Below are 23,885 nucleotides of genomic sequence, written 5' to 3'. Positions count from 1 at the left end.
TTCATGGATATGCGTACACCTCTCGGAAAGGTTCGCGGTCTCGGCTCTGCCAAGGAAGGCACCGACCATTTCCTGCGCCAGCGCGTCACCGCGGTCGCCAACGTTCCGCTGCTGATCTTCTTCGTGATCTTCCTCATCAAATATGCCGGCGCGCCCTATCCGGAAGTCGCCGCCGCGCTGTCAAACCCGCTCGTTGCGGTCATCATGGCGCTGGTGCTGGTGTCCGGCCTCATCCACATGAAGCTCGGCATGCAGGTCATTATCGAAGACTACATTCACGCCGAGGTTTTGAAGCTCGTTCTTCTGATGCTCAACACGTTTTTCGCGATTCTGATTGGCGGTCTTTCCATCTTCGCCATTCTGAAAATCGCATTCGCAGGATAAGTCCGCCATGGCATCGATCAGTTCACCTTCCCAGAATGGCAAGGCCTACACCTATGTCGATCACTCCTATGACGTGATCGTGGTGGGCGCCGGCGGCGCAGGTCTTCGCGCCACGCTCGGCATGGCCGAACAGGGTTTCAAGACCGCCTGCATCACCAAGGTTTTCCCCACACGCTCGCACACGGTGGCAGCGCAGGGCGGTATCGCCGCTTCGCTTACCAACATGACGCCTGACTGTTGGCAGTGGCACCTTTACGACACGGTAAAGGGCTCCGACTGGCTTGGCGACGTCGACGCAATGCAATATCTCGCCATGGAAGCGCCGAAGGCGGTCTATGAGCTGGAGCACTATGGCGTGCCCTTCTCGCGCAATGCCGAGGGCAAAATTTATCAGCGCCCGTTTGGCGGCCATATGCAGAATTACGGTGAAGGCCCGCCGGTGCAGCGCACCTGTGCAGCCGCCGACCGTACCGGCCACGCCATTCTGCACACGCTTTATGGCCAGTCGCTGCGCCACAACGCTGAATTCTTCATCGAATATTTCGCGCTCGACCTGATCATGGCACCGGATGGCCGTTGCACCGGCGTCGTGGCATGGAACCTCGATGACGGCACGATCCATCGCTTCTCCGCGAAGATGGTGGTGCTGGCGACCGGCGGTTACGGCCGCGCTTATTTCTCGGCAACCTCGGCCCATACCTGCACCGGTGACGGCGGCGGCATGATTGCCCGTGCCGGCCTGCCGCTTCAGGATATGGAGTTCGTGCAGTTTCACCCGACCGGTATTTATGGCGCAGGCTGCCTGATCACCGAAGGCGCGCGCGGTGAAGGCGGTTACCTCGTCAACTCCGAAGGCGAACGCTTCATGGAGCGTTATGCGCCATCGGCGAAGGACCTTGCCTCGCGTGACGTTGTCTCCCGCTGCATGACGATGGAAATCCGTGAAGGCCGTGGCGTCGGCAAGAACAAGGATCACATCTTCCTGCATCTCGATCACCTCGATCCGGCGATCCTGCATGAGCGTCTTCCGGGAATTTCCGAAAGCGCCAAGATATTTGCGGGCGTCGATGTGACGCGCGAGCCGATCCCGGTTCTGCCGACGGTTCACTACAATATGGGCGGCATTCCCACCAACTATTGGGGTGAAGTGCTGAATGCCGATGCCGACAACCCGGAGCGCATCGCGCCCGGCCTGATGGCTGTCGGCGAAGCCGGTTGCGCCTCTGTTCATGGTGCGAACCGTCTCGGCTCCAACTCGCTGATCGACCTCGTGGTCTTCGGCCGCGCCGCTGCCATTCGTGCAGCCCAGGTCATCGACCGCGATGCGCCGGTTCCTGCGCTCGACGTTGCTGCCTGCGACAAGATCATGGAGCGCTTCGACAGCCTGCGCTACGCCAATGGCTCGACGCCGACGGCGGTGCTGCGCGACAAGATGCAGCGCGCCATGCAGGACGATGCGGCCGTGTTCCGCACGCAGGAATCGCTCGAAAGCGGTTGTCAGCGTCTTTCCGCCATTTGGAAGGAACTTCCCGACGTCAAGGTCACCGACCGTTCGATGGTCTGGAACTCCGATCTGGTCGAGACGCTCGAGCTGCACAACCTCATGGCCAACGCGATTACCACGGTCTACGGCGCGGAAGCGCGCAAGGAAAGCCGCGGTTCGCACGCTCGCGAGGATTTCGTCGACGGTCCGTTCGCTGGTCGCGACGACGTGAACTGGCGCAAGCATACGCTCGCCTGGGTCAGCCCAGAAGGGGACGTCAAACTCGATTATCGCCCGGTTCACACCGACCTGATCGCCGAAGGTATCGATCCGAAAAAGATCGAGCCGAAGGCGCGCGTCTACTGATTTGAGGAACTGGATATGGTTGAACTCGCTCTCCCCAAGAATTCCCAGATCAGCGAAGGCAAGGTCTGGCCGAAGCCTGCTGGCGCCAAGAATGTGCGCGAATACCGCATCTATCGCTGGAACCCGGACGACGGCCAGAACCCGCGCATCGATACTTATTACATTGATGTCGATGATTGCGGGCCGATGGTTCTCGATGCGCTTCTCTACATCAAGAACAACGTCGACCCGACGCTGACGCTGCGTCGCTCCTGCCGCGAAGGCATTTGTGGTTCCTGTGCGATGAACATCGACGGCACCAACACGCTCGCCTGCACGAAGGGTATGGAAGAGATCAAGGGCACGGTAAAGGTTTATCCGCTGCCGCATATGCCTGTCGTGAAGGACCTCGTTCCTGACCTGTCGAACTTCTACGCCCAGCACCGCTCGATCGAGCCCTGGCTGAAGACGGTTTCGCCGGCACCGGCCAAGGAATGGAAGCAGAGCCATGAGGATCGTCAGAAGCTGGATGGTCTCTATGAGTGCATCCTATGCGCCTGCTGCTCCACCTCCTGTCCCAGCTACTGGTGGAATGGCGACCGTTATCTCGGCCCCGCCGTTCTGCTACAGGCCTATCGCTGGCTGATCGACAGCCGCGATGAGGCAACCGGCGAGCGTCTCGACAATCTCGAGGACCCGTTCCGCCTTTATCGTTGCCACACCATCATGAACTGCGCGCAGGCCTGCCCGAAGGGCTTGAACCCGGCCAAGGCGATCGCAGAAATCAAGAAGATGATGGTCGAGCGTCGCGTCTAACGGCGATTCGCTTGAGAGAGAAAATCTATCCGGCCGCGGTCTCGACCGCGGCTCTTTTTACAACCGGGCCTGGGAAAATTCGGTAAAAATCGACCGAAATGGTAATTATCCCGGCCATCGCTTGCGCAAGATAAGGCTTTGGTAATAATTCAGCCTTCTTGTTTGATCATGGTCTTTCCGGAAGCGAGAGAATCGGGAGCTTGATATGCAATTCAGATATGTGGTGACGGGCCTTGCGGTTGTGATGAGCCTTGCCGGTTGCCAACGTACCTCCTACGATTACAACAATAATGGCAGCAACAATCCCGGTTATACGCCGCCGTTGCAGGCACAGCCGGTGCCGTCGGTCCAGTCCGGCGCCTTGCCGCCGCCCGGTGGCGCTTCCGGCAGCCAGTTCCCATCGGCGCCTGCATCCGCAGCACCTGGCGGCGTGAATGTCGCTTCTGCCGCTCCGCCGGCAACGGCGCTCGATGTGACGAAGGAATCCATGGTCGGCAACTGGCGCGTTTCCAATGGCGGCGCCAATTGCGACATGTTCCTGACGCTCACCAACCTCGGCAGCGGTTCGCGTGGCGGCACGCGCGGTTGCTCGGGTGAGCTGACGGCAATGGGCTCCTGGGAAGTGTCCGGCAAGATGGTCCTCTTCAAGAACCGTTCGGGTGACACGATCGGCCGCGTCTACAAGAGCGCCGATGCGCGCTTCGACGGCACGACCAATAGCGGCCAGCCACTCAGCCTCAGCCGATGAGCCTGTCCGGTGCAGCCGGATCGCTTTCCTTATTCTGAGCCATTCCATTCCTCGCGGGTGCTTTGCTGCGCCCGCGACCGGAGCGCTTTTTCATGAAGCCATTGCCTGATTACAATCATAGTGTCGTTGAACAGCTCAACGCATTGACGGCAGCTGGCACCTTGCAGGCCGATGCCGCCCAGCTTGGCGTCGCAGCCCATCTCGACCGTATCCTTGCCGATCTGAAAGCACGCAAGCCTGCCAAGAAAAAAAGCGCGCTCGGCTGGATGTTCGCGCGCAAGTCCGGCCCGGCCGCCGCAGTCAAGGGGCTCTATGTCTATGGCAGCGTCGGTCGAGGCAAGACCATGCTGATGGACATGTTCTACGAGATGGCGCCCGTCTCTTCGAAACGGCGTTGTCATTTCCACGAATTCATGGCGGATGTGCATAATCGCGTACATGCGCACCGGCAGAAACTGAAGAATGGCGAGACCAAACAGGCCGATCCCATTCCACCCGTCGCGGCCCAGCTTCTGGCGGAAGCCGAACTTCTGTGCTTCGACGAATTCACCGTCACGGATATTGCCGATGCGATGATCCTCGCCCGGCTGTTCAGCGAGCTGTTCGCCAATGGCTGCACATTGGTTACGACCTCCAACGTCGTGCCTGACAATCTCTACAAGGACGGGCTCAATCGCGGTCTGTTTCTGCCCTTCGTTGATCTGCTGAAGAAATATGTTGACGTGGTGACGCTGGACAGCCCGACAGACTACCGGATGGAGAAGCTGGAAAGCCTGCCGGTCTATATCACGCCGCTCGACGGCTCGGCGGATCAGGCGATGGATATGGCATGGCGACACATGATTGCCGGTCACCTCGTTGCGCCGACCGAGATACCCATGAAGGGCCGTTCCATTCTGGTGCCGCGCGCCAGCGGCCGGGTTGCCCGTTTTTCCTTTTCCGACCTTTGCGAAAAGCCGCTCGGAGCTTCCGACTTTCTCGCCATCGCCAATCGTTTCGATACGGTTTTCATCGATCACATCCCGCTCCTGAATGCCGACAAGCGTAACGAGACCAAACGTTTCATCATCCTCATCGATGCGCTTTACGATCATAGCGTCAGGCTTTTCGCCTCTGCCGCCGCCATGCCGGAAGACCTGCTGGGCAAGCGCAAGGGAACAGAAGGTTTCGAGTTCGATCGCACCGCCTCGCGCCTGTTTGAGATGCGCAGTGCCGATTACTTGACGCTCCACCATGAAAAGCGGCAGAAAGTTTGACACTTTCGTGACGCATTTTCTTACGTTTACGTAAGAAAATAATGATCTAAACGATTGAAAATATTCATCAGAAAAGAATCTGTTGCCAATTTTGGCCAATGGGGCTAATCGAAGTGCGACAATTTGGCTGCCGGTTTGGCGCGGTAAAATTGAATTGAAGCTCAAGAGGAAGCATTCGATGGCTCGCAAAAAAATTGCACTTATTGGTTCTGGCATGATCGGCGGCACGCTGGCGCATCTCGCCAGCCTGAAGGAACTGGGCGATATCGTCCTCTTCGACATCGCCGACGGCATCCCTCAGGGCAAGGGTCTGGATATTGCCCAGTCCGGCCCGGTTGAAGGCTTCAATGCAAAGCTCTCCGGCGCTTCCGATTACGCCGCCATCGAAGGCGCAGACGTCTGCATCGTCACCGCCGGTGTTGCCCGCAAGCCCGGCATGAGCCGCGATGATCTTCTCGGCATCAACCTCAAGGTCATGGAACAGGTCGGCGCCGGCATCAAGAAATATGCCCCGAACGCTTTCGTGATCTGCATCACCAACCCGCTCGACGCCATGGTCTGGGCGTTGCAGAAGTTCTCTGGCCTGCCGAAGAACAAGGTCGTCGGCATGGCCGGCGTTCTCGACAGCGCCCGCTTCCGCCTGTTCCTTGCCGAAGAATTCAACGTTTCGGTTCAGGACGTCACCGCCTTCGTTCTCGGCGGTCATGGCGACACCATGGTACCGCTCGCCCGTTATTCCACCGTTGGCGGCGTTCCGCTCACCGATCTCGTCAAGATGGGCTGGCTGACCGCCGAGCGCCTTGAGCAGATCATCCAGCGCACCCGCGACGGTGGTGCGGAAATCGTCGGCCTCTTGAAGACCGGTTCGGCCTATTATGCACCGGCCGCTTCGGCGATCGAAATGGCTGAATCCTACCTCAAGGACAAGAAGCGCGTTCTGCCCGCCGCTGCTCACCTCTCGGGTCAGTATGGCGTAGACGACATGTATGTCGGCGTGCCCACCATCATCGGTGCCGGCGGTATCGAGCGCATCATCGAGATCGAACTGAACAAGGAAGAAGAAGCCGCCTTCCAGAAGTCCGTCGGCGCTGTCGCTGGTCTTTGCGAAGCCTGCGTCAACATCGCTCCGTCGCTGAAGTAATACTCCAAGCGGCTCCAAACAGGGATTATTCCATGAATATTCACGAATATCAGGCCAAGGCTCTTCTGAAGGGCTACGGCGCGCCGGTTGCTGAAGGCGTCGCCATCCTCAAGGTCGAAGAAGCCGAAGCTGCCGCAAAGCAGCTTCCCGGCCCGCTTTACGTCGTCAAGAGCCAGATCCATGCTGGCGGCCGCGGCAAGGGCAAGTTTAGGGAACTCGGCCCCGACGCCAAGGGCGGCGTTCGCCTCGCGAAGTCGATCGAGGAAGTCGTTTCCCATTCCAAGGACATGCTCGGCAACACGCTGGTCACCGCCCAGACGGGCGATGCTGGCAAGCAGGTCAACCGTCTTTACATCGAAGACGGTGCGGACATTGCCCGCGAACTCTATTGCTCGCTTCTGGTTGACCGTTCTGTCGGTCAGGTTGCCTTCGTGGTTTCCACCGAAGGCGGCATGGATATCGAAGCTGTCGCCCACGACACGCCCGAGAAGATCCACACCATCGCCATCAACCCGGAAAAGGGTGTGAGCGACGCCGACATTGCCGCAATCTCCAAGGCTCTCGAGCTTGACGGTGCGGCTGCCGAAGACGCCAAGGCGTTGTTCCCGATCCTTTACAAGGCCTTCAACGAGAAGGACATGGCTCTCCTCGAGATCAACCCGCTGATCGTCATGGAAAATGGCCATCTGCGCGTTCTCGACGCCAAGATGTCCTTCGACGGCAACGCGCTGTTCCGCCATGACGACGTCAAGGCGCTACGCGACGAGACCGAAGAAGACGCCAAGGAAATCGAAGCCTCCAAGTGGGACCTCGCTTACGTGGCGCTCGACGGCAACATCGGCTGCATGGTCAACGGTGCAGGTCTTGCCATGGCGACGATGGACATCATCAAGCTTTACGGCAAAGAGCCGGCCAACTTCTGTGACGTCGGCGGCGGCGCCGGCAAGGAGAAGGTTGCGGCAGCCTTCAAGATCATCACGGCTGATCCGAAGGTCGAGGGCATCCTCGTCAACATCTTCGGCGGCATCATGAAGTGCGACGTCATCGCCGAAGGCGTGATCGCCGCGGTGAAGGAAGTCGGTTTGCAGGTTCCGCTCGTTGTTCGCCTCGAAGGCACCAACGTCGAACTTGGCAAGAAGCTCCTGAACGAATCGGGCCTTGCGATTACGGCTGCTGACGACCTGGACGACGCAGCCAAGAAGATCGTCGCGGCGATCAACGGCTAATTGAGGGACCGGAAATAATGTCTATTCTCGTTAATAAAGACACGAAGATCCTTGTTCAGGGTCTGACCGGCAAGACCGGTACCTTCCACACCGAACAGGCGCTTGCTTATTACGGCACGCAGATGGTCGGCGGTATTCACCCGAAGAAGGGTGGCGAAACCTGGACCGGCTCCAAGGGCGAAAGCCTGCCGATCTTCGCAACGGTTGCCGAAGCCAAGGAAAAGACCGGTGCGGATGCATCCGTGATCTACGTTCCGCCGGCAGGTGCAGCAGACGCCATCATCGAAGCCATCGAAGCGGAAATCCCGTTCATCACCTGCATCACCGAAGGCATCCCGGTCATGGACATGGTGCGCGTCAAGGCTCGCCTCGACCGCTCCAAGTCGCGCCTGCTCGGCCCGAACTGCCCCGGCATCATGACGCCGGAAGAATGCAAGATCGGCATCATGCCGGGCTCCATCTTCCGCAAGGGTTCGGTTGGTATCGTTTCGCGCTCCGGCACGCTCACTTATGAAGCCGTGTTCCAGACCTCGAACGAAGGCCTCGGCCAGACGACGGCTGTCGGCATCGGTGGTGACCCGGTCAAGGGCACCGAGTTCATCGACGTGCTGGAAATGTTCCTCGCAGACGACGCCACGACGTCGATCATCATGATCGGCGAAATCGGTGGTTCGGCTGAAGAAGATGCGGCGCAGTTCCTGATCGACGAAGCCAAGAAGGGCCGCAAGAAGCCGATGGCCGGCTTCATCGCGGGCCGCACGGCTCCGAAGGGCCGCACCATGGGCCACGCCGGCGCTGTCGTTTCCGGCGGCAAGGGCGACGCAGAGTCCAAGATCGCTGCCATGGAAGCAGCCGGCATCAAGGTATCGCCTTCCCCGGCGCGCCTCGGCAAGACGCTGGTTGAAGTCCTCAAGGGCTGAGACCACATGAGACCGGTAACGGGCGGCGCGGCTTCAACGCCACGCTGCCCGATGCCGCAAGAAGATAGACAGACGGCATACCGCCCCGGCGGCAGACAGCAATAATCAAAGCGGCAGGCCGGTGAACGGCCCTAACGGCATCGAGGAGGCGGACGGACAAGTCCGCAGGAACACAATGGCAAGGCAAGAAGCGAACGAGCAGTTTCAGATCACGTCGTTTCTGGACGGCGCGAATGCAGCCTATATCGAGCAGCTCTATGCCCGGTACGAAGAGGATCCCTCTTCCGTGTCGCCGGAGTGGCAGAGCTTCTTCAAGGCACTGTCCGATAATCCGGAAGATGTGAAGAAGGCGGCCAAGGGCGCCTCCTGGAAGCGTGCCAACTGGCCGATCCCGGCGAATGGCGAACTGGTCTCCGCACTCGACGGTAACTGGGCCACGGTCGAAAAGGCCATCGAGAAAAAGGTCCAGGCGAAGGCTGAAGCCAAGAGCGCCGATACCGGCAAGCCCGTCAGCGAAGCGGAAGTGCTGCAAGCGACCCGTGACAGCGTTCGCGCCATCATGATGATCCGCGCCTACCGCATGCGCGGCCACCTGCATGCCAAGCTCGATCCGCTCGGCATCGCCAGCGCCGTCGAGGATTACAACGAGCTTTCGCCGAAGTCCTATGGCTTCGAGGAAAGCGACTACGACCGCAAGATTTTCATCGATAACGTGCTCGGCCTCGAATATGCGACCGTGCGCGAAATGGTCGAGATTCTCGAGCGCACCTATTGCTCGACGCTCGGCGTCGAATTCATGCACATGTCCAACCCGGAAGAAAAGGGCTGGATTCAGGAGCGCATCGAAGGCCCGGACAAGGGTGTCGACTTCACGCCGGAAGGCAAGAAGGCCATTCTGTCCAAGCTGGTCGAGGCCGAAGGTTACGAGCAGTTCCTCGACGTGCGTTTCAAGGGCACCAAGCGTTTCGGCCTCGATGGCGGTGAATCGCTGATCCCGGCGCTCGAGCAGATCATCAAGCGCGGCGGCCAGGACGGTCTGGAAGAAGTCGTGCTCGGCATGGCCCACCGCGGTCGCCTGAACGTTCTGACCAACGTGATGGGCAAGCCGCACCGCGCCGTGTTCCACGAGTTCAAGGGCGGTTCGTTCAAGCCTGACGACGTTGAAGGTTCGGGTGACGTGAAGTACCATCTCGGTGCCTCCTCCGACCGCGAATTCGACGGCAACAAGGTTCACCTGTCGCTGACGGCCAACCCGTCGCACCTTGAAATCGTCAATCCTGTCGTCATGGGCAAGGCCCGCGCCAAGCAGGACCAGCTGGCAAAGACATGGGACGGCGACATTATTCCGCTCTCCGAACGCGCCAAGGTGCTGCCGCTGCTTCTGCACGGCGATGCCGCTTTTGCGGGTCAGGGCGTGGTTGCCGAAATTCTCGGTCTTTCCGGCCTGCGTGGTCACCGCGTTGCCGGTACCATGCACTTCATCATCAACAACCAGATCGGCTTCACGACCAATCCGGCATTCTCGCGCTCGTCGCCCTATCCGTCCGACGTTGCGAAGATGATCGAAGCGCCGATCTTCCACGTCAACGGTGACGATCCGGAAGCGGTTGTCTATGCGGCCAAGGTTGCGACCGAATATCGTATGAAGTTCCACAAGCCTGTCGTCATCGACATGTTCTGTTACCGCCGCTTCGGCCATAACGAAGGCGATGAGCCGGCGTTCACGCAGCCGAAGATGTACAAGGTCATCCGTGGCCACAAGACCGTCGCCCGTATCTATGCCGACCGTCTGATCGCGGAAGGCCTGATCACCGAAGGCGATTTCGAGAAGGTCAAGGCCGATTGGCGCGCCCATCTCGAGCAGGAGTTCGAGGCAGGCCAGTCCTACAAGCCGAACAAGGCCGACTGGCTGGATGGTCAGTGGTCCGGCCTGCGCGCCGCCGACAATGCCGATGAGCAGCGTCGTGGCAAGACCGGCGTGCCGATGAAGCAGCTGAAGGAAATCGGCAAGAAGCTGTCGACCATTCCTGAAGGTTTCACCGCGCATCGCACGATCCAGCGTTTCATGGAAAACCGCTCGCAGATGATCGAGACGGGCGAAGGCATCGACTGGGCTATGGCGGAAGCGCTGGCTTTCGGTTCGCTCGTTGTTGACGGCCACAAGATCCGTCTTTCCGGTCAGGATTGCGAACGCGGCACCTTCTCACAGCGCCACTCGGTTCTTTACGATCAGGAGACCGAAGAGCGTTACATCCCGCTGGCGAACCTCGCCCCGACGCAGGCCCGTTACGAAGTCATCAACTCGATGCTTTCGGAAGAAGCCGTTCTCGGTTTCGAATACGGCTATTCGCTTGCCCGCCCGAATGCGCTGACGCTCTGGGAAGCCCAGTTCGGCGACTTCGCCAACGGCGCGCAGGTGGTGTTCGACCAGTTCATCTCCTCGGGTGAACGCAAGTGGCTGCGCATGTCCGGTCTCGTCTGCCTTCTGCCGCATGGTTATGAAGGCCAGGGCCCGGAACATTCGTCCGCTCGTCTGGAACGCTGGTTGCAGATGTGCGCCGAAGACAATATGCAGGTCGCCAACGTTACGACGCCGGCTAACTACTTCCATATCCTGCGCCGCCAGATGAAGCGTGACTTCCGCAAGCCGCTGATCCTGATGACGCCGAAGTCGCTGCTGCGTCACAAGCGCGCCACCTCGTCTCTGGCGGAACTGGCCGGCGAGTCCTCCTTCCACCGTCTCCTGTGGGACGATGCTGAAGTCATCAAGGACGGCCCGATCAAGCTGCAGAAGGACGCCAAGATCCGTCGCGTCGTCATGTGCACCGGTAAGGTCTATTACGATCTTCTCGAAGAGCGTGAAAAGCGCGGTATCGACGACGTCTACCTGCTGCGCGTCGAACAGCTTTATCCGTTCCCGGCAAAGGCGCTCATCAACGAGCTTTCCCGTTTCCGCCACGCGGAAATGGTCTGGTGCCAGGAAGAGCCGAAGAACATGGGTTCGTGGTCGTTCATCGATCCTTACCTGGAGTGGGTTCTGGCGCATATCGACGCCAAGTACCAGAAGGTCCGTTACACGGGCCGTCCGGCGGCCGCCTCTCCGGCGACCGGCCTGATGTCCAAGCATCTGGCGCAGCTTGCTGCGTTCCTGGAAGACGCGCTGGGAGAGTGAGAACTCTCCCGCATCGCCCCGTAAAAAAGACACCCGAATAACGGAACTAGATCATGGCCACTGAAATCCGCGTACCAACCCTCGGCGAATCCGTCAGCGAAGCGACCGTCGGCACCTGGTTCAAGAAGGTCGGCGATACCGTCAAGGCCGACGAACCTCTCGTTGAACTCGAAACCGACAAGGTTACCGTCGAAGTCCCGGCCCCTGCGTCAGGCGTTCTCACCGAAATCGTTGCGCAGAACGGCGAGACCGTTGGTCTCGACGCGCTTCTCGGCCAGATCGCCGAAGGTGCTGCCGGCGCTGCCACTTCTGCACCTGCGGCAAAGCCTGCTGCGCCCGCCGCCGCACCGGCACCTGCCGCAGCCGTAGCCGCCGCTCCGGCTGGCAGCGCCATGCCACCGGCACCCGCCGCTGGCAAGCTGCTTGCCGAAAACAACCTGTCTGCCGATCAGGTTGACGGTTCGGGCAAGCGTGGTCAGGTTCTGAAGGGCGACGTTCTTGCCGCTGTCGCCAAGGGCGTTTCGGCACCTGCCGCCGCACCGGCACCGGTTGCCGCCCCCCGTCCGGTTTCGGCCGAGCAGGATCAGGTTCGCGAAGAGCGCGTCAAGATGACCCGTCTGCGCCAGACGATCGCCCGCCGCCTGAAGGACGCGCAGAACACCGCCGCCATGCTCACCACTTACAACGAAGTGGACATGAGCGCGGTCATGGACCTTCGTAACCGCTACAAGGACGTGTTTGAAAAGAAGCACGGCGTCAAGCTTGGCTTCATGGGCTTCTTCACCAAGGCCGTGACCCACGCGCTGAAGGAGCTGCCTGCTGTCAACGCTGAAATCGACGGCACCGACATCATCTACAAGAACTATTGTCACGTCGGCATGGCTGTCGGCACCGACAAGGGCCTCGTCGTTCCTGTTATCCGTGATGCCGACCAGCTCTCCATCGCCGGCGTCGAAAAGGAACTCGGTCGCCTTGCCAAGGCAGCCCGTGACGGTTCGCTCGGCATGGCGGACATGCAGGGCGGCACCTTCACCATCACCAATGGTGGCGTCTACGGTTCACTAATGTCTTCGCCGATCCTCAACGCACCGCAGTCGGGCATTCTCGGCATGCACAAGATCCAGGAGCGCCCGGTCGCCATCGGCGGTCAGGTCGTCATCCGCCCGATGATGTATCTTGCGCTGTCCTATGATCACCGTATCGTTGACGGCAAGGAAGCCGTGACCTTCCTCGTTCGCGTCAAGGAAAGCCTCGAGGATCCGGAACGTCTGGTTCTCGATCTTTAATCGCTCTTGCTTTTCAATTCAGCGGGGGTTCAAGTGAAGCCCCGCTGAAAGACTACCCGGGAGAGCAGACGTGCAGCCGACATTTCTTGCCGCTTCGCCTTTTTTGCCGCTTATCGGTCTAAGCGTTTTTCTTCTCGTCGCGCATGTCCTCTTGCAGGGGATGACGGCGACCAGAGAACTGGGGCGTGAATGGAATGCCGGTCCGAGAGACGGTGAGCAGAAGCCACAGGGCAAGCTTTCCGGTCGCGCTTCGCGCGCATCGGCGAATTTCCGGGAGACCTATCCGGCTTTTCTGGCACTGGCTTTCGGCGTTATCATGGCGGGTGACCCGGCCGGACTTGCGCTTATCGGTGCGTGGCTCTGGTTGATCTGCCGCATCATCTATATTCCGCTCTATCTGGCTGGCGTACCCTATATCCGGTCTTTCGTCTGGTTGGGTTCAATGCTTGGACTTGCGCTGATGTTTGTCGTGTTGATGTTCTGAGGCCTGATGTGATGCACCAATATCTTATCGAACTGACATCGCTGATGGCCATTTTCGCTTTCGCAATCGTATCGCCGGGCGCCGATCTTGCGATGGTCATGCGTCAGGCCATGGTGCATGGGCGCAAGCAGGCCATCATCACAAGCTTCGGCGTGGGAACATCGCTGATGTTCCACGTCACCTATACGATCCTCGGACTTGGCCTCATCATTTCCCAGTCGATCTATCTCTTCAACATCGTCAAATGGCTCGGTGTCGCCTATCTGATCTATATCGGCATCAAGGCGCTGCGCGCCGGCAAGACCGAATTGCCGACGGCGGAAGGTGAGGACGGCGTTCGAGCCAAAAGCGGCCAGACGGCATTCAAGGCCTTCACGCTCGGTTTTGCCGCAAACGCGCTCAATCCCAAACCGGTGTTCTTCTTCCTGTCGATCTTTTCGACGGTGGTTCACGCGCATACACCTGTTGGCATCAAATTCGGATACGGCCTTGTCATGGCAAGCTGCCTTGTCCTGTGGTTCGTCGGCGTCAGCCTGTTCATGACGACGCCGCGCATGCGCGCCGCATTTCAGCGCGCCAGTCAATGGATCGACCGCACCAGTGGCGTGGTCTTCATCGCTCTCGGTATAAAACTCGCAACGGAAAAAGCGGCCTGAGTTTCAGGTCAAACGGAAGCAGGGCGGTTCAAAATCCTGCCCGCAATCAATCAGGAACAGAAACATGGCATATGATGTAGTTGTAATCGGTACGGGTCCCGGCGGTTATGTTTGCGCGGTCAAGGCGGCACAGCTCGGCCTCAAGGTCGCAGTGATCGAAAAGCGCGCGACCTATGGCGGCACCTGCCTCAATGTCGGCTGCATCCCTTCCAAGGCGTTGCTGCACGCTTCCGAAACCTTCGCGCATGTGGCCCATGGCGTTGATTCGCTTGGTATCGAAGTCGCCGCTCCGAAGCTGAACCTCGAGAAGATGATGGGGCACAAGGATGGCGTGGTGAAGGCCAATGTCGATGGCGTCGCCTTCCTGTTCAAGAAGAACAAGATCGATGCCTTCCAGGGCACGGGCAAGGTTGTTTCCGCCGGCAAGGTTTCCGTCACCAACGACAAGGGCGAGACGCAGGAGATCGAGGCGAAGAACATCGTCATTGCCACCGGTTCTGATGTTGCCGGCATTCCGGGCGTTCAGGTCGACATCGATGAGACCGTTATCGTGTCTTCCACCGGTGCGATCGCTCTCTCCAAGGTTCCGGAAAAGCTGATCGTTGTCGGCGGTGGTGTCATCGGTCTCGAGCTTGGTTCGGTCTGGTCGCGTCTTGGCGCGAAGGTGACCGTCGTCGAATATCTCGACACCATTCTCGGCGGCATGGATAGTGAAGTTTCCAAGCAGGCGCAGCGTCTGCTCGCCAAGCAGGGTCTTGATTTCAAGCTCGGCGCCAAGGTGACGGGCGTTGAAAAGACCGCCGCCGGCGCGAAGGTGGTGTTTGAGCCGGTCAAGGGCGGCGCTGCCGAAACGCTCGAAGCTGATGTCGTGCTGATCTCGACCGGCCGCAAGCCCTACACCGAAGGCCTCGGCCTTGCCGAAGCCGGTGTTGTGCTCGACAGCCGTGGTCGTGTCGAAATCGACGGCCACTATAAGACCAATGTCGATGGCATCTATGCGATCGGCGACGTGGTGAAAGGCCCGATGCTGGCTCACAAGGCGGAAGATGAGGGCGTTGCGCTTGCGGAAATCCTCGCTGGCCAGCGTGGCCATGTGAACTACGACGTCATTCCGGCCGTGGTCTACACGCAGCCGGAAGTCGCCTCCGTCGGCAAAACGGAAGAAGAACTTAAAGCCGCAGGCATCGCCTACAAGGTCGGCAAGTTCCCGTTCACCGCCAATGGCCGCGCCCGCGCCATGCAGGTGACGGATGGTTTCGTGAAGATCCTCGCCGACAAGGAAACCGACCGGGTACTCGGCGGCCATATCGTCGGCTTCGGCGCCGGCGAAATGATCCACGAGATCACCGTGCTGATGGAATTCGGCGGTTCTTCGGAAGATCTCGGCCGCACCTGCCATGCGCACCCGACCATGTCGGAAGCCGTGAAGGAAGCAGCACTTGCCACCTTCTTCAAGCCGATCCACATGTGATCGGCATTGAGCCCGACGTTCGAATATTAAATTTCAGTCATCTGTTGAACCCCGGCTTGCCATGCAGGCCGGGGTTTCTCATACTCGTGCCATAGCCTGTCTAACCTTTTGATAAAAGGCAATAAAATGGCATCTTTCAGTCAAGTTTCCTTTTCCGTTCCGCAGCGTGTCATTCACTGGGCAATGGCGCTTCTGATCTTCTTCAATCTGCTGTTTCCTGACGCCATGGCCCACGCCTACCGGCTGATGCGGCGGGGTGAGACGCTGACGCCGGACCAGATTTCTTCGGCCAATATCCATGCCTATGTCGGCTTTGCCATCCTGTTCCTTGCGGTTCTGCGTCTCTGTCTTCGCTTTTTCCAGGGCGTACCGCCGCATCCGGCCGAAGAACCGCGGCCGTTTCAGATTGCCGCGAAGGTAGCGCATTTCACCTTCTACGCCCTTTTCTTCGTCCTGCCACTATCCGGTATCGCCGCTTATTATTTCGGGATTCAGACGGCAGGGCAGCTGCATTCCGGTCCGTTCAAGGTGTTGATGTGGGTGCTGATCGCGGGCCATGTCGCAGCCGTTCTGGTTCATCAGTTCTACTGGCGCACCAATATTCTCAAGCGCATGACACACGGCTGAGCGGCGGTTTGTCGCGTTTTCGGTTCGACGGAAAAAGACGATGGTGACCCTTGCCGCACCGGGCGGCTGGGGTACAGAGATGCGAAACAGCGAAGACATATTGCCGGGCGCCGATTGGTGCGATCGCTTTCAGGGCGAGATGATGACGCGGGGAATGAGCTCGCTCGATGTGAGCAGGCTTCTTCTCGATCATCCTCCGGCATGGATTAGCGGGCTGATGGCGCTTCGAAACCGCGTCGTTTCGCTTTTTGGCTTAAAAACGGTCGAGTTGGTGGCCGGCGCTTCGGCGGGCGGATTTCCGATTCTGTCCTCCAGCCGGGAGCGGACCGTGCTGGGTTTCGATGACCGCCATCTCGATTTCCGGATCGTCGTTGATTTGGAAGAAGAGGAAAGCCGCCAGCTGATGAGTGTCACCACCCTCGTGCGGCGCAAGAACCTGTTCGGGCGGTTCTATCTTCTTGCCGTCGGGCCGTTTCACCGCCGTATCGTGCCGGCGACGATGCGGCCGTTCTGTAGCGATGTCCGGCCTGTCAGCACCGAGACTGCGTGGTTCAGTCGACCCGCGTGAGCGTAAAGCCCTCTGCGCGCAGCAGTTCGACAAGGCCTTCCTCGCCGGGCAGATGCAGTGCGCCGACGGCCATGAAGACATTGCCCTTGGCAAGCTCGGGGGTGGCCCTGTCGGCCATGACGTGATTGCGGTCGGTGATGATGCGTTGCTCGAAGGCGGCGTAGCCCTGTTCGCTTTCTGCCGCTGTCTTTTTGGGGTCGATGCTTTTCAGCATGGGCATGGTCATGCCGATATCGCCGGCGACATAGAGATCGGTCATGGTCATCATTACGTCGTCCATGCGGTCGCCGAGTTCCAGCGTTTCGATCAGCGCCTGTAGATGGAATTCCATCGGCAGTTCGGACATGGCCGTCAGCTGCTCCACCATGGTCTCCAGCCCGACAAGCCGCTTTCCATCCGCAATCGCGTCTTCGGCCAGCTTCTTGTCGAGAAAGGAGAGACCGGTTGCCTTGCGGGCGAATTCGCAGGCGGGCAGGGCGACGAAGCTCGACAGCATCCAGGGCTTCATGCGCGAAACCGCATTCAGCGGAATGCCGCGCTCCTTCAGGCCTTTTTCGAGGCGCGCGACATTTTCGGACGACAGGATGTCGGTGATCGATTTGCCATCCAGAAACATGGTGAGTTCTGGTTTGCTCAGCAGCGATGCCGCGACCTTCTTGTCGTCGACGATTTCATCCGACTCCACGATGACAGTCGCGGCCTTTTCGAAAGCGGGGCTGGCGGCGGTCGGCATTTCCAGAACGCGCGGATCGGTGACATGCATGGTACCGAGAAGATAGGACGGAGCCGTGCCTGCCTTTTCGATGCGCCAGAAATTGCCCTTGCCATTTGGAATGGCGGCCGCTTCCTGTTCGATCTTTGTGAAAGCTTGCGGATCGGTCTTGCGCATCTCCACGAGAATGTCGCTGCCCGTGCAGGTGATCTTCTGCTCCGCAGCCCCCGCTTCACTGAGTGACAGCAGGGTCATGAGCAGGACGGCGACGGCGGTGACATGCAGGGCCGCCAGCAGCCAGAGCAGGGCGTCGCCGGTCTTTCCCATCAGGGTGGCGGTGAGATTTTCGGGTTTTATAAGGCTGTGCATCGGTCCAATCCGGTTCTTGTTTGTTTATAGAACGGCGGTTTGGACGTCTGGTTAATGTTTGTGGTTAACCATTTCCTGCTTCAGGCGCGCGGGTGGGCGTTGTCGTAGATTTCTAGCAGTCGTGCGGTATCGACGCCGGTATAGACCTGCGTGGTGGAGAGGCTCGCATGGCCGAGCAGTTCCTGAATGGTGCGCAGGTCGCCACCGCCCGCCAGAAGATGGGTGGCGAAGGAATGGCGCAGCGCATGCGGAGTGGCGTTTTCCGGCAGGCCGAAAGCGCCGCGCAGCTTCTGCATTTCCCGCTGGATGATGGCGGGCTGAAGCTTGCCGCCGCGTGCGCCCAGGAACATCGGTTCATCCGCGGCCAGAGCATAGGGGCAGAGCTTCCTGTAGGTATCGACCGCTTCCGTGACCACTGCGAGCAGCGGCACGATCCGCGTCTTGTTGCCTTTGCCGGTGATGCGCAGGCTGCGGGTGCCGGGTGGAAAATCGGCTGGCGTGAGACCCAATGCCTCGGAAATGCGCAGACCGCAGCCATAAAGCAGCGAAAGAACCGCGGCATTGCGGGCGGTGATCCAGGGTTCTTCATTCAACTGTGCCTCTGCCGTGGTGATCTTCAGCGCCTGCCGGTCGGTGAGCGCTTTCGGCAGGGATTTTGGCTGTTTTGGCGCACGCATGGCGGTCGCACCCGCCGCGTTGACGAGGCCTTTCTTCTGCAGATGATGAAGAAGCGAGCGCAGTCCCGCCAGATGCCGGCCGAGCGAACGCGCGCCGGCGCCTTCCTTGCGCCGGTTGGCCAGAAAGGCGCGCAGATCGACAGGGCGCAGATCGGCTATATCTCTTATGGTCGCGGGCCTGCCGATATAGCCGGTGAGGAATGTCAGAAACTGGCGCGTGTCGCGTTCATAGGCCTCGACGGTGTTGTCAGCAAGGCGGCGCTCGCCGGCAAGGGTGGCGAGCCAGGACTGGCGCTCGTTCAGGAGATCGGGTTCGGCAAATGTCAGGATTTCGGTCACGCGGCGCTCCATTCCATCCCCCGAAACTATGCGCTTATGGTCAGCATTTGGTTAAGAGGTGGACTTTGTGGGGCGCGCCCACTACATCCGGGCGGTTTCCTTTTTCCTGTCGCCGGGGCATGGTCGCCACATCATGGCAAAAGATTCGTCCGATCTGTTTGGGGCTCTATTTGACCCGCCGTCGCCCACGCGCACGGTGCCCGTTCTTGTGCCCCTGCCGGCTCCGGGGCCTTATAGCTACGCCGTGCCCGAGGATATGGTGGTCGAGACCGGTTCCGTCGTGCAGGTGCCGCTCGGTCCGCGGCAGGTTTTCGGTGTGGTGTGGGACGATGCCGGCGAGAAGGGCGTCGATCCGAAGAAGCTGCGGCCCATTACCAAGAGTTTCGAGTGCCCGCCGCTGAAGGCCGAAATGCGCCGCTTCGTGGACTGGGTTGCCGCCTATACGCTGTCTCCGCCGGGCCTCGTGGCGCGCATGGCGCTGCGCGCGCCCGCCGCCTTCGATCCCGAGCCGATGATCGAGGGGCTGCGGCTGACCGAAGGCAGGCCGGAGCGCCTGACTCCCGCCCGCGAGCGGGTAATGGAGCTGGCGGCCGAAGGGCATGGCTGGACCAAGAGCGGGCTTGCCCATGCGGCGGGCGTCTCTACCAGCGTCATCGACGGTCTCGTCAAGCAGGGTGTGTTCGAGACGGTCTTTCTGCCCGCGCCGCCTGTCGTGGCCGAGCCTGACCCTGATTATGTCGCGCCACGTCTGGAAGGCCCGCAGAAACAGGCTGCTTCGGAGATAATTGAAGATGTGCGCAAGGGTGGCTTTAATGTCTCCCTGATCGACGGCGTAACTGGTTCGGGCAAGACAGAGGTTTATTTCGAAGCGGTGGCGGAAACGTTGCGACAAGGCAAGCAGGTCCTTATCCTGCTGCCGGAAATCGCCCTGACGGCGGCGTTTCTTGAGCGTTTTCAGGATCGCTTCGGTGCGAAACCGGCGGAATGGCATTCGGATGTGTCGCCGCGCATGCGCGAAAAGGTCTGGCGGCAGGCGGTGACGGGTGAGGTGAAAGTGGTGGCGGGCGCGCGCTCGGCGCTTTTCCTGCCGTTCGACAATCTTGGCCTTATCATCGTCGATGAAGAGCACGACCCGGCCTACAAGCAGGAAGACCGCGTCTTTTATAATGCCCGCGACATGGCTGTGGTGAGGGCGCGTATCGCCGAATTCCCTGTCGTGCTGGTCTCGGCCACGCCGTCGGTGGAAAGCCAGGTTAATGGCAGTTCGGGGCGTTACAACACCATCCATCTGCATACCCGCTTTGGCGATGCGGCGATGCCGGACCTGCATCTCGTCGATATGCGTCGCCATCCGCCGGAAAGGGGAGGGTTCCTTTCACCGGTTCTCCTGCGTGGCATCGGCAAGACGATCGAAAAGGGCGAGCAGTCCCTGCTCTTCCTCAATCGGCGCGGTTATGCGCCGCTGACGCTCTGCCGGGTCTGCGGCCACCGCTTTCAGTGCCCGCAATGTTCCAGCTGGCTGGTGGAACACCGCTTCCGCAATCAATTGCAGTGCCACCAGTGCGGACACAACGAGCCGACGCCCGACCATTGCCCGGAATGCGGAACCTTCGATCACCTGGTGGCCTGTGGGCCGGGGGTGGAGCGGATCGCCGAGGAGGTAGAGAAACATTTTCCGGAAGCCCGCACCATTGTGCTCTCCTCCGATCTCATGGGCGTCAAGCGGCTGCGGCTGGAGCTGGAGGCGATCGTCAAGGGCGAGGCGGATATCGTCATCGGGACGCAGCTTGTCGCCAAGGGACATAACTTCCCGCTGATGACGCTCGTCGGCATTGTCGATGCCGATCTCGGCCTTGCCAATGGCGATCCGCGCGCGGCGGAGCGGACGTTCCAGCTGCTTTCGCAGGTGACCGGCCGTGCCGGACGAACGGGGTTGAAGAGCCATGGCCTGCTGCAGACCTACCAGCCGCAGCACCCGGTGATGCAGGCGATCGTGTCGGGTGATGCCTCGGCCTTTTATGAAAGGGAGATCGTCGAGCGCGAAAAGGCCGTCCTGCCGCCCTTCGGCCGTCTCGCTTCGATCATCGTCTCCGCCGATACACGGGCGGAGGCGGAGACCCATGCGCGTGGATTGCGGGCCGCAGCCCCGCAGGTCACCGGCATCATGCTTCTCGGCCCGGCGGAAGCGCCGCTGGCACTGATCCGTGGCCGCCACCGTTTTCGTCTGCTGGTGCATGGGCGGCGCAATTCCGACATGCAGTCTTTTCTTCGCACGCTTCTTGCCAGTGGCCCGAAGGAGCGTGGCAGCGTGCATGTGCAGCTCGATATCGATCCGCAAAGTTTCCTTTGAACTTTGCCAGAGAGGGCGTTTTCCCGCTGTCGTGACCGTGTCATAACGCGAGCGAACAACACAATGATTTGGGGAAAGAGATGGAGTTTTATTTTCCGGCCGAGTTCGGCGAGCAACTGGCCTTCGGCGCGGCGGTGGTATCAGCCATCATCGGCCTGTTTTTCATGTTTGCGCCGGGGTTGACGCTTCGCGCCTTCGGTCTGCAGCCGGCCGGCGAGCGCAGGGATGGTTACGCGCTCGCGCGCTCGTCGCTTGCCGGCTTTTATCTCGGTCTCGGTGCTGCCGCGCTCCTTCTCGCCCAGCCCATGGTCTATCTCGCCTTTGGTGCGGCATTCGGCCTCAGCGTCTTCGGCGGCATTCTCTCCATGCTGTCGGATGGTGGCGCAACCATGCGGAATTTCTTACTTCTGGTTGTGCACTTTCTGCTGTCCGCACTCGCGTTGAGCTACGTCTTCGGGCTGGTCTGAAGCGGGCTTTTTGGCATTTGTGCCGCAGATACGCCGCATCCTGAGCGAAATCGGAAAATTTAAACGCATTCCCCCTTGCCCAAACGGCGCTTTCCGCTATTACGCGTGTTGCGAGTCCCGGCGTCCTATGCTAGACGGACCGCGAAATTGGGAAAAGGCAGGGGGGAATTCCGGTCTTTTTCGGGGAAATTGAAACGATTTCAAGAATTTGATGCGGTGGAGCCCCATCGCTGATGGTCTTGGACGATTAGCAGGGAAAAAGTGCCCGTGGCAGAGACCTCCCAGGGAACATCCGGTGTAGCGGAAAGGTATGCGTCGTCGCTTTTCGAGCTTGCTTTGGAAGCGGGTACGGTCGAAGCGGTTCAGGTCGAACTGGACAAGTTCGGCGCACTTCTCGACGAAAGCGACGATTTGAAGCGTCTGGTTGCGAGCCCGGTGTTTTCCGCCGAGGATCAGTTCAAGGCAATCACCGCGATTTGCGAAAAGGCCGGCATCGCTGGTCTCGCTGTTAATTTCCTCAAGGTTGTTGCGAATAACCGCCGTCTCTTTGCCGTTCCCGGCATGATCCGCGCCTACCGCACCATTGCCGCCGCCCATCGCGGCGAAATCACCGCCGAGGTCACCTCGGCACATGCGCTCGACGAGGCGCAGGAAACTGAACTGAAAGCGGCGCTGAAGAGCGTTACCGGCAAGGATGTGACGATTTCCGTTACCGTCGATCCTTCGATCCTCGGTGGCCTGATCGTCAAGGTCGGTTCGCGCCAGATCGATACGTCTCTTCGCACCAAACTTTCCACCCTTAAGCTTGCACTGAAAGAGGTTGGCTGATGGATATCCGCGCCGCGGAAATTTCCGCAATTCTGAAAGATCAAATCAAAAATTTCGGCAACGAGGCGGAAGTCTCGGAAGTCGGTCAGGTGCTTTCCGTCGGTGACGGTATCGCCCGCGTTTATGGCCTCGACAATGTTCAGGCCGGCGAAATGGTCGAGTTTCCTGGCGGCATTCGCGGCATGGCGCTCAACCTCGAAGCCGACAACGTCGGTGTGGTTATCTTCGGCTCGGACCGTTCCATCAAGGAAGGCGACACCGTAAAGCGGACTGGCGCTATCGTTGACGTTCCCGTTGGTCCGGAACTGCTCGGCCGCGTCGTTGACGCGCTCGGCAACCCGATCGACGGCAAGGGCCCTATCAATGCCGCCAAGCGTTCGCGCGTTGACGTCAAGGCTCCCGGCATCATTCCGCGCAAGTCGGTCCATGAGCCGATGTCGACCGGCCTCAAGGCCATCGACGCGCTCATCCCGGTTGGCCGCGGCCAGCGCGAGCTCGTCATCGGCGACCGCCAGACCGGCAAGACCGCCATCATTCTCGACACGATCCTGAACCAGAAGGCCATTCACGACAATGGTCCTGACGGCGACAAGCTTTATTGCGTCTACGTCGCTATCGGTCAGAAGCGTTCGACCGTTGCCCAGTTCGTAAAGGTTCTGGAAGAGCGCGGCGCGCTGCAGTACTCGATCATCGTTGCCGCAACGGCTTCCGATCCGGCTCCGATGCAGTACCTCGCTCCGTTTGCCGGTTGCGCCATGGGCGAATATTTCCGTGACAACGGCAAGCACGCTCTCATCGGTTACGACGACCTTTCCAAGCAGGCCGTCGCCTATCGTCAGATGTCGCTTCTGCTGCGTCGTCCTCCGGGCCGCGAAGCTTATCCGGGCGACGTTTTCTACCTTCACTCCCGTCTTCTCGAGCGCGCTGCAAAGCTCTCCGACGAAATGGGCGCTGGTTCGTTGACGGCACTGCCTGTTATCGAAACCCAGGGTAACGACGTTTCGGCCTTCATTCCGACCAACGTGATCTCGATCACCGACGGCCAGATCTTCCTCGAAACCGACCTGTTCTATCAGGGTATCCGTCCGGCTGTTAACGTCGGTCTGTCGGTCTCGCGTGTTGGTTCCGCCGCTCAGATCAAGGCGATGAAGCAGGTTGCCGGTTCGATCAAGGGTGAACTCGCCCAGTATCGTGAAATGGCCGCTTTTGCTCAGTTCGGTTCGGACCTTGACGCTTCCACGCAGCGCCTGCTTAACCGCGGTGCCCGCCTGACAGAGCTTCTGAAGCAGCCGCAGTTCTCTCCGCTCAAGACGGAAGAGCAGGTTGCGGTGATCTTCGCTGGTGTCAACGGTTATCTCGACAAGATCCCGGTCGCACAGGTCGGCAAGTTCGAGCAGGGTTTCCTCTCCTACCTCCGCTCGGAAGGTAAGGCGATCCTCGACACCATCCGCACGGAAAAGGCTATCAGCGACGATACCAAGGGTAAGCTCAAGGGCGCTCTTGATAACTTCGCCAAGTCTTTCTCTTAAATCAGGGCTCTTTTACTCGGACGGATAACGG

21 protein-coding genes are annotated in these 23,885 nt (G+C 59.8%); 19 read left to right on the top strand and 2 right to left on the bottom strand.

Features of this window, described 5'->3' with window-relative positions; genetic code table 11:
- The first annotated feature begins 3 nt into the window (after positions 1 to 3).
- The 15 genes from sdhD to NYR50_RS11715 all read left to right on the top strand — a co-directional run bounded on the left by sdhD (position 4) and on the right by NYR50_RS11715 (position 16,583).
- Positions 4 to 384 (top strand): succinate dehydrogenase, hydrophobic membrane anchor protein, encoded by a 381-nt coding sequence (gene sdhD / locus NYR50_RS11785; protein ID WP_006310796.1) that lies wholly within the window; start codon positions 4 to 6, stop codon positions 382 to 384.
- A 7-nt stretch (positions 385 to 391) separates the two neighbouring features.
- A complete protein-coding gene (sdhA, locus tag NYR50_RS11780; protein WP_418136064.1) occupies positions 392 to 2,233 on the top strand; it encodes a succinate dehydrogenase flavoprotein subunit in 1,842 nt (613 codons plus the stop codon).
- Between the two features lie 15 nt (positions 2,234 to 2,248).
- Positions 2,249 to 3,028, top strand: coding sequence for a succinate dehydrogenase iron-sulfur subunit (locus NYR50_RS11775; protein ID WP_418136063.1), 780 nt, complete (start codon positions 2,249 to 2,251; stop codon positions 3,026 to 3,028).
- 205 nt (positions 3,029 to 3,233) lie between these two features.
- Positions 3,234 to 3,776, top strand: a complete 543-nt coding sequence (locus tag NYR50_RS11770; RefSeq protein ID WP_092771846.1) for a protease inhibitor Inh/omp19 family protein — start codon at positions 3,234 to 3,236, stop codon at positions 3,774 to 3,776.
- A 92-nt stretch (positions 3,777 to 3,868) separates the two neighbouring features.
- On the top strand, positions 3,869 to 5,032 hold the full coding sequence (zapE, locus tag NYR50_RS11765; RefSeq protein ID WP_418136062.1) for a cell division protein ZapE: 1,164 nt from the start codon (positions 3,869 to 3,871) through the stop codon (positions 5,030 to 5,032).
- Between the two features lie 178 nt (positions 5,033 to 5,210).
- On the top strand, positions 5,211 to 6,173 hold the full coding sequence (mdh, locus tag NYR50_RS11760) for a malate dehydrogenase (protein WP_418136061.1): 963 nt from the start codon (positions 5,211 to 5,213) through the stop codon (positions 6,171 to 6,173).
- Between the two features lie 32 nt (positions 6,174 to 6,205).
- The gene (gene sucC, locus NYR50_RS11755; protein WP_418136060.1) at positions 6,206 to 7,399 is read left to right on the top strand and encodes an ADP-forming succinate--CoA ligase subunit beta; all 1,194 of its coding nucleotides are present in this window, start codon (positions 6,206 to 6,208) and stop codon (positions 7,397 to 7,399) included.
- A 17-nt stretch (positions 7,400 to 7,416) separates the two neighbouring features.
- Positions 7,417 to 8,319: a succinate--CoA ligase subunit alpha gene (sucD, locus tag NYR50_RS11750; RefSeq protein WP_173987826.1), complete on the top strand. Its 903-nt coding sequence runs from the start codon at positions 7,417 to 7,419 to the stop codon at positions 8,317 to 8,319.
- A gap of 175 nt (positions 8,320 to 8,494) precedes the next feature.
- Complete coding sequence (locus NYR50_RS11745; RefSeq protein ID WP_010972453.1) at positions 8,495 to 11,491, top strand: 2-oxoglutarate dehydrogenase E1 component; 2,997 nt, start codon at positions 8,495 to 8,497, stop codon at positions 11,489 to 11,491.
- Between the two features lie 53 nt (positions 11,492 to 11,544).
- Positions 11,545 to 12,777 carry a 2-oxoglutarate dehydrogenase complex dihydrolipoyllysine-residue succinyltransferase gene (gene odhB, locus NYR50_RS11740; RefSeq protein WP_006310784.1) on the top strand — a complete coding sequence of 411 codons (1,233 nt, stop codon included), beginning with the start codon at positions 11,545 to 11,547 and terminating at the stop codon, positions 12,775 to 12,777.
- A 70-nt stretch (positions 12,778 to 12,847) separates the two neighbouring features.
- Positions 12,848 to 13,261: an MAPEG family protein gene (locus tag NYR50_RS11735; protein WP_418136059.1), complete on the top strand. Its 414-nt coding sequence runs from the start codon at positions 12,848 to 12,850 to the stop codon at positions 13,259 to 13,261.
- An 11-nt stretch (positions 13,262 to 13,272) separates the two neighbouring features.
- Positions 13,273 to 13,917: a LysE family translocator gene (locus tag NYR50_RS11730; RefSeq protein WP_418136058.1), complete on the top strand. Its 645-nt coding sequence runs from the start codon at positions 13,273 to 13,275 to the stop codon at positions 13,915 to 13,917.
- Between the two features lie 64 nt (positions 13,918 to 13,981).
- Positions 13,982 to 15,388, top strand: a complete 1,407-nt coding sequence (gene lpdA / locus NYR50_RS11725; protein WP_418136057.1) for a dihydrolipoyl dehydrogenase — start codon at positions 13,982 to 13,984, stop codon at positions 15,386 to 15,388.
- 126 nt (positions 15,389 to 15,514) lie between these two features.
- Complete coding sequence (locus tag NYR50_RS11720) at positions 15,515 to 16,015, top strand: cytochrome b (protein ID WP_418136056.1); 501 nt, start codon at positions 15,515 to 15,517, stop codon at positions 16,013 to 16,015.
- 79 nt (positions 16,016 to 16,094) lie between these two features.
- Complete coding sequence (locus NYR50_RS11715) at positions 16,095 to 16,583, top strand: DUF2867 domain-containing protein (RefSeq protein ID WP_418137296.1); 489 nt, start codon at positions 16,095 to 16,097, stop codon at positions 16,581 to 16,583.
- Here NYR50_RS11715 and NYR50_RS11710 read toward each other — a convergent pair.
- Together NYR50_RS11710 and NYR50_RS11705 are read right to left on the bottom strand one after the other, a co-directional pair.
- On the bottom strand, positions 16,567 to 17,664 hold the full coding sequence (locus NYR50_RS11710) for a TraB/GumN family protein (protein WP_418136055.1): 1,098 nt from the start codon (positions 17,662 to 17,664) through the stop codon (positions 16,567 to 16,569). The genes NYR50_RS11715 and NYR50_RS11710 overlap by 17 nt on opposite strands.
- Before the next feature lie 80 nt (positions 17,665 to 17,744).
- Positions 17,745 to 18,692, bottom strand: coding sequence for a tyrosine recombinase XerC (locus NYR50_RS11705; protein WP_418136054.1), 948 nt, complete (start codon positions 18,690 to 18,692; stop codon positions 17,745 to 17,747).
- 121 nt (positions 18,693 to 18,813) lie between these two features.
- Here NYR50_RS11705 and NYR50_RS11700 point away from each other — a divergent pair, with 121 nt between their 5' ends.
- From NYR50_RS11700 to atpA, 4 genes are all read left to right on the top strand, one after another.
- The gene (locus NYR50_RS11700; protein ID WP_418136053.1) at positions 18,814 to 21,030 is read left to right on the top strand and encodes a primosomal protein N'; all 2,217 of its coding nucleotides are present in this window, start codon (positions 18,814 to 18,816) and stop codon (positions 21,028 to 21,030) included.
- Between the two features lie 80 nt (positions 21,031 to 21,110).
- Entirely contained in the window at positions 21,111 to 21,497 is a 387-nt protein-coding gene (locus NYR50_RS11695) for a phage infection protein (RefSeq protein ID WP_006310775.1), read from the top strand.
- 261 nt (positions 21,498 to 21,758) lie between these two features.
- A complete protein-coding gene (locus NYR50_RS11690) occupies positions 21,759 to 22,325 on the top strand; it encodes a F0F1 ATP synthase subunit delta (RefSeq protein ID WP_173992794.1) in 567 nt (188 codons plus the stop codon).
- Positions 22,325 to 23,854, top strand: a complete 1,530-nt coding sequence (gene atpA, locus NYR50_RS11685) for a F0F1 ATP synthase subunit alpha (RefSeq protein ID WP_006310773.1) — start codon at positions 22,325 to 22,327, stop codon at positions 23,852 to 23,854. Before NYR50_RS11690 ends, atpA begins: the two co-directional genes overlap by 1 nt.
- Positions 23,855 to 23,885 lie beyond the last annotated feature (31 nt).

The sequence above is a fragment of the Agrobacterium sp. El2ro-1b genome (assembly GCF_048298475.1).
Lineage (GTDB): Bacteria > Pseudomonadota > Alphaproteobacteria > Rhizobiales > Rhizobiaceae > Agrobacterium > Agrobacterium fabrum.
Note: the sequence above shows the minus strand (reverse complement) of the source record. Positions and strands in the feature narration are given on the sequence as shown.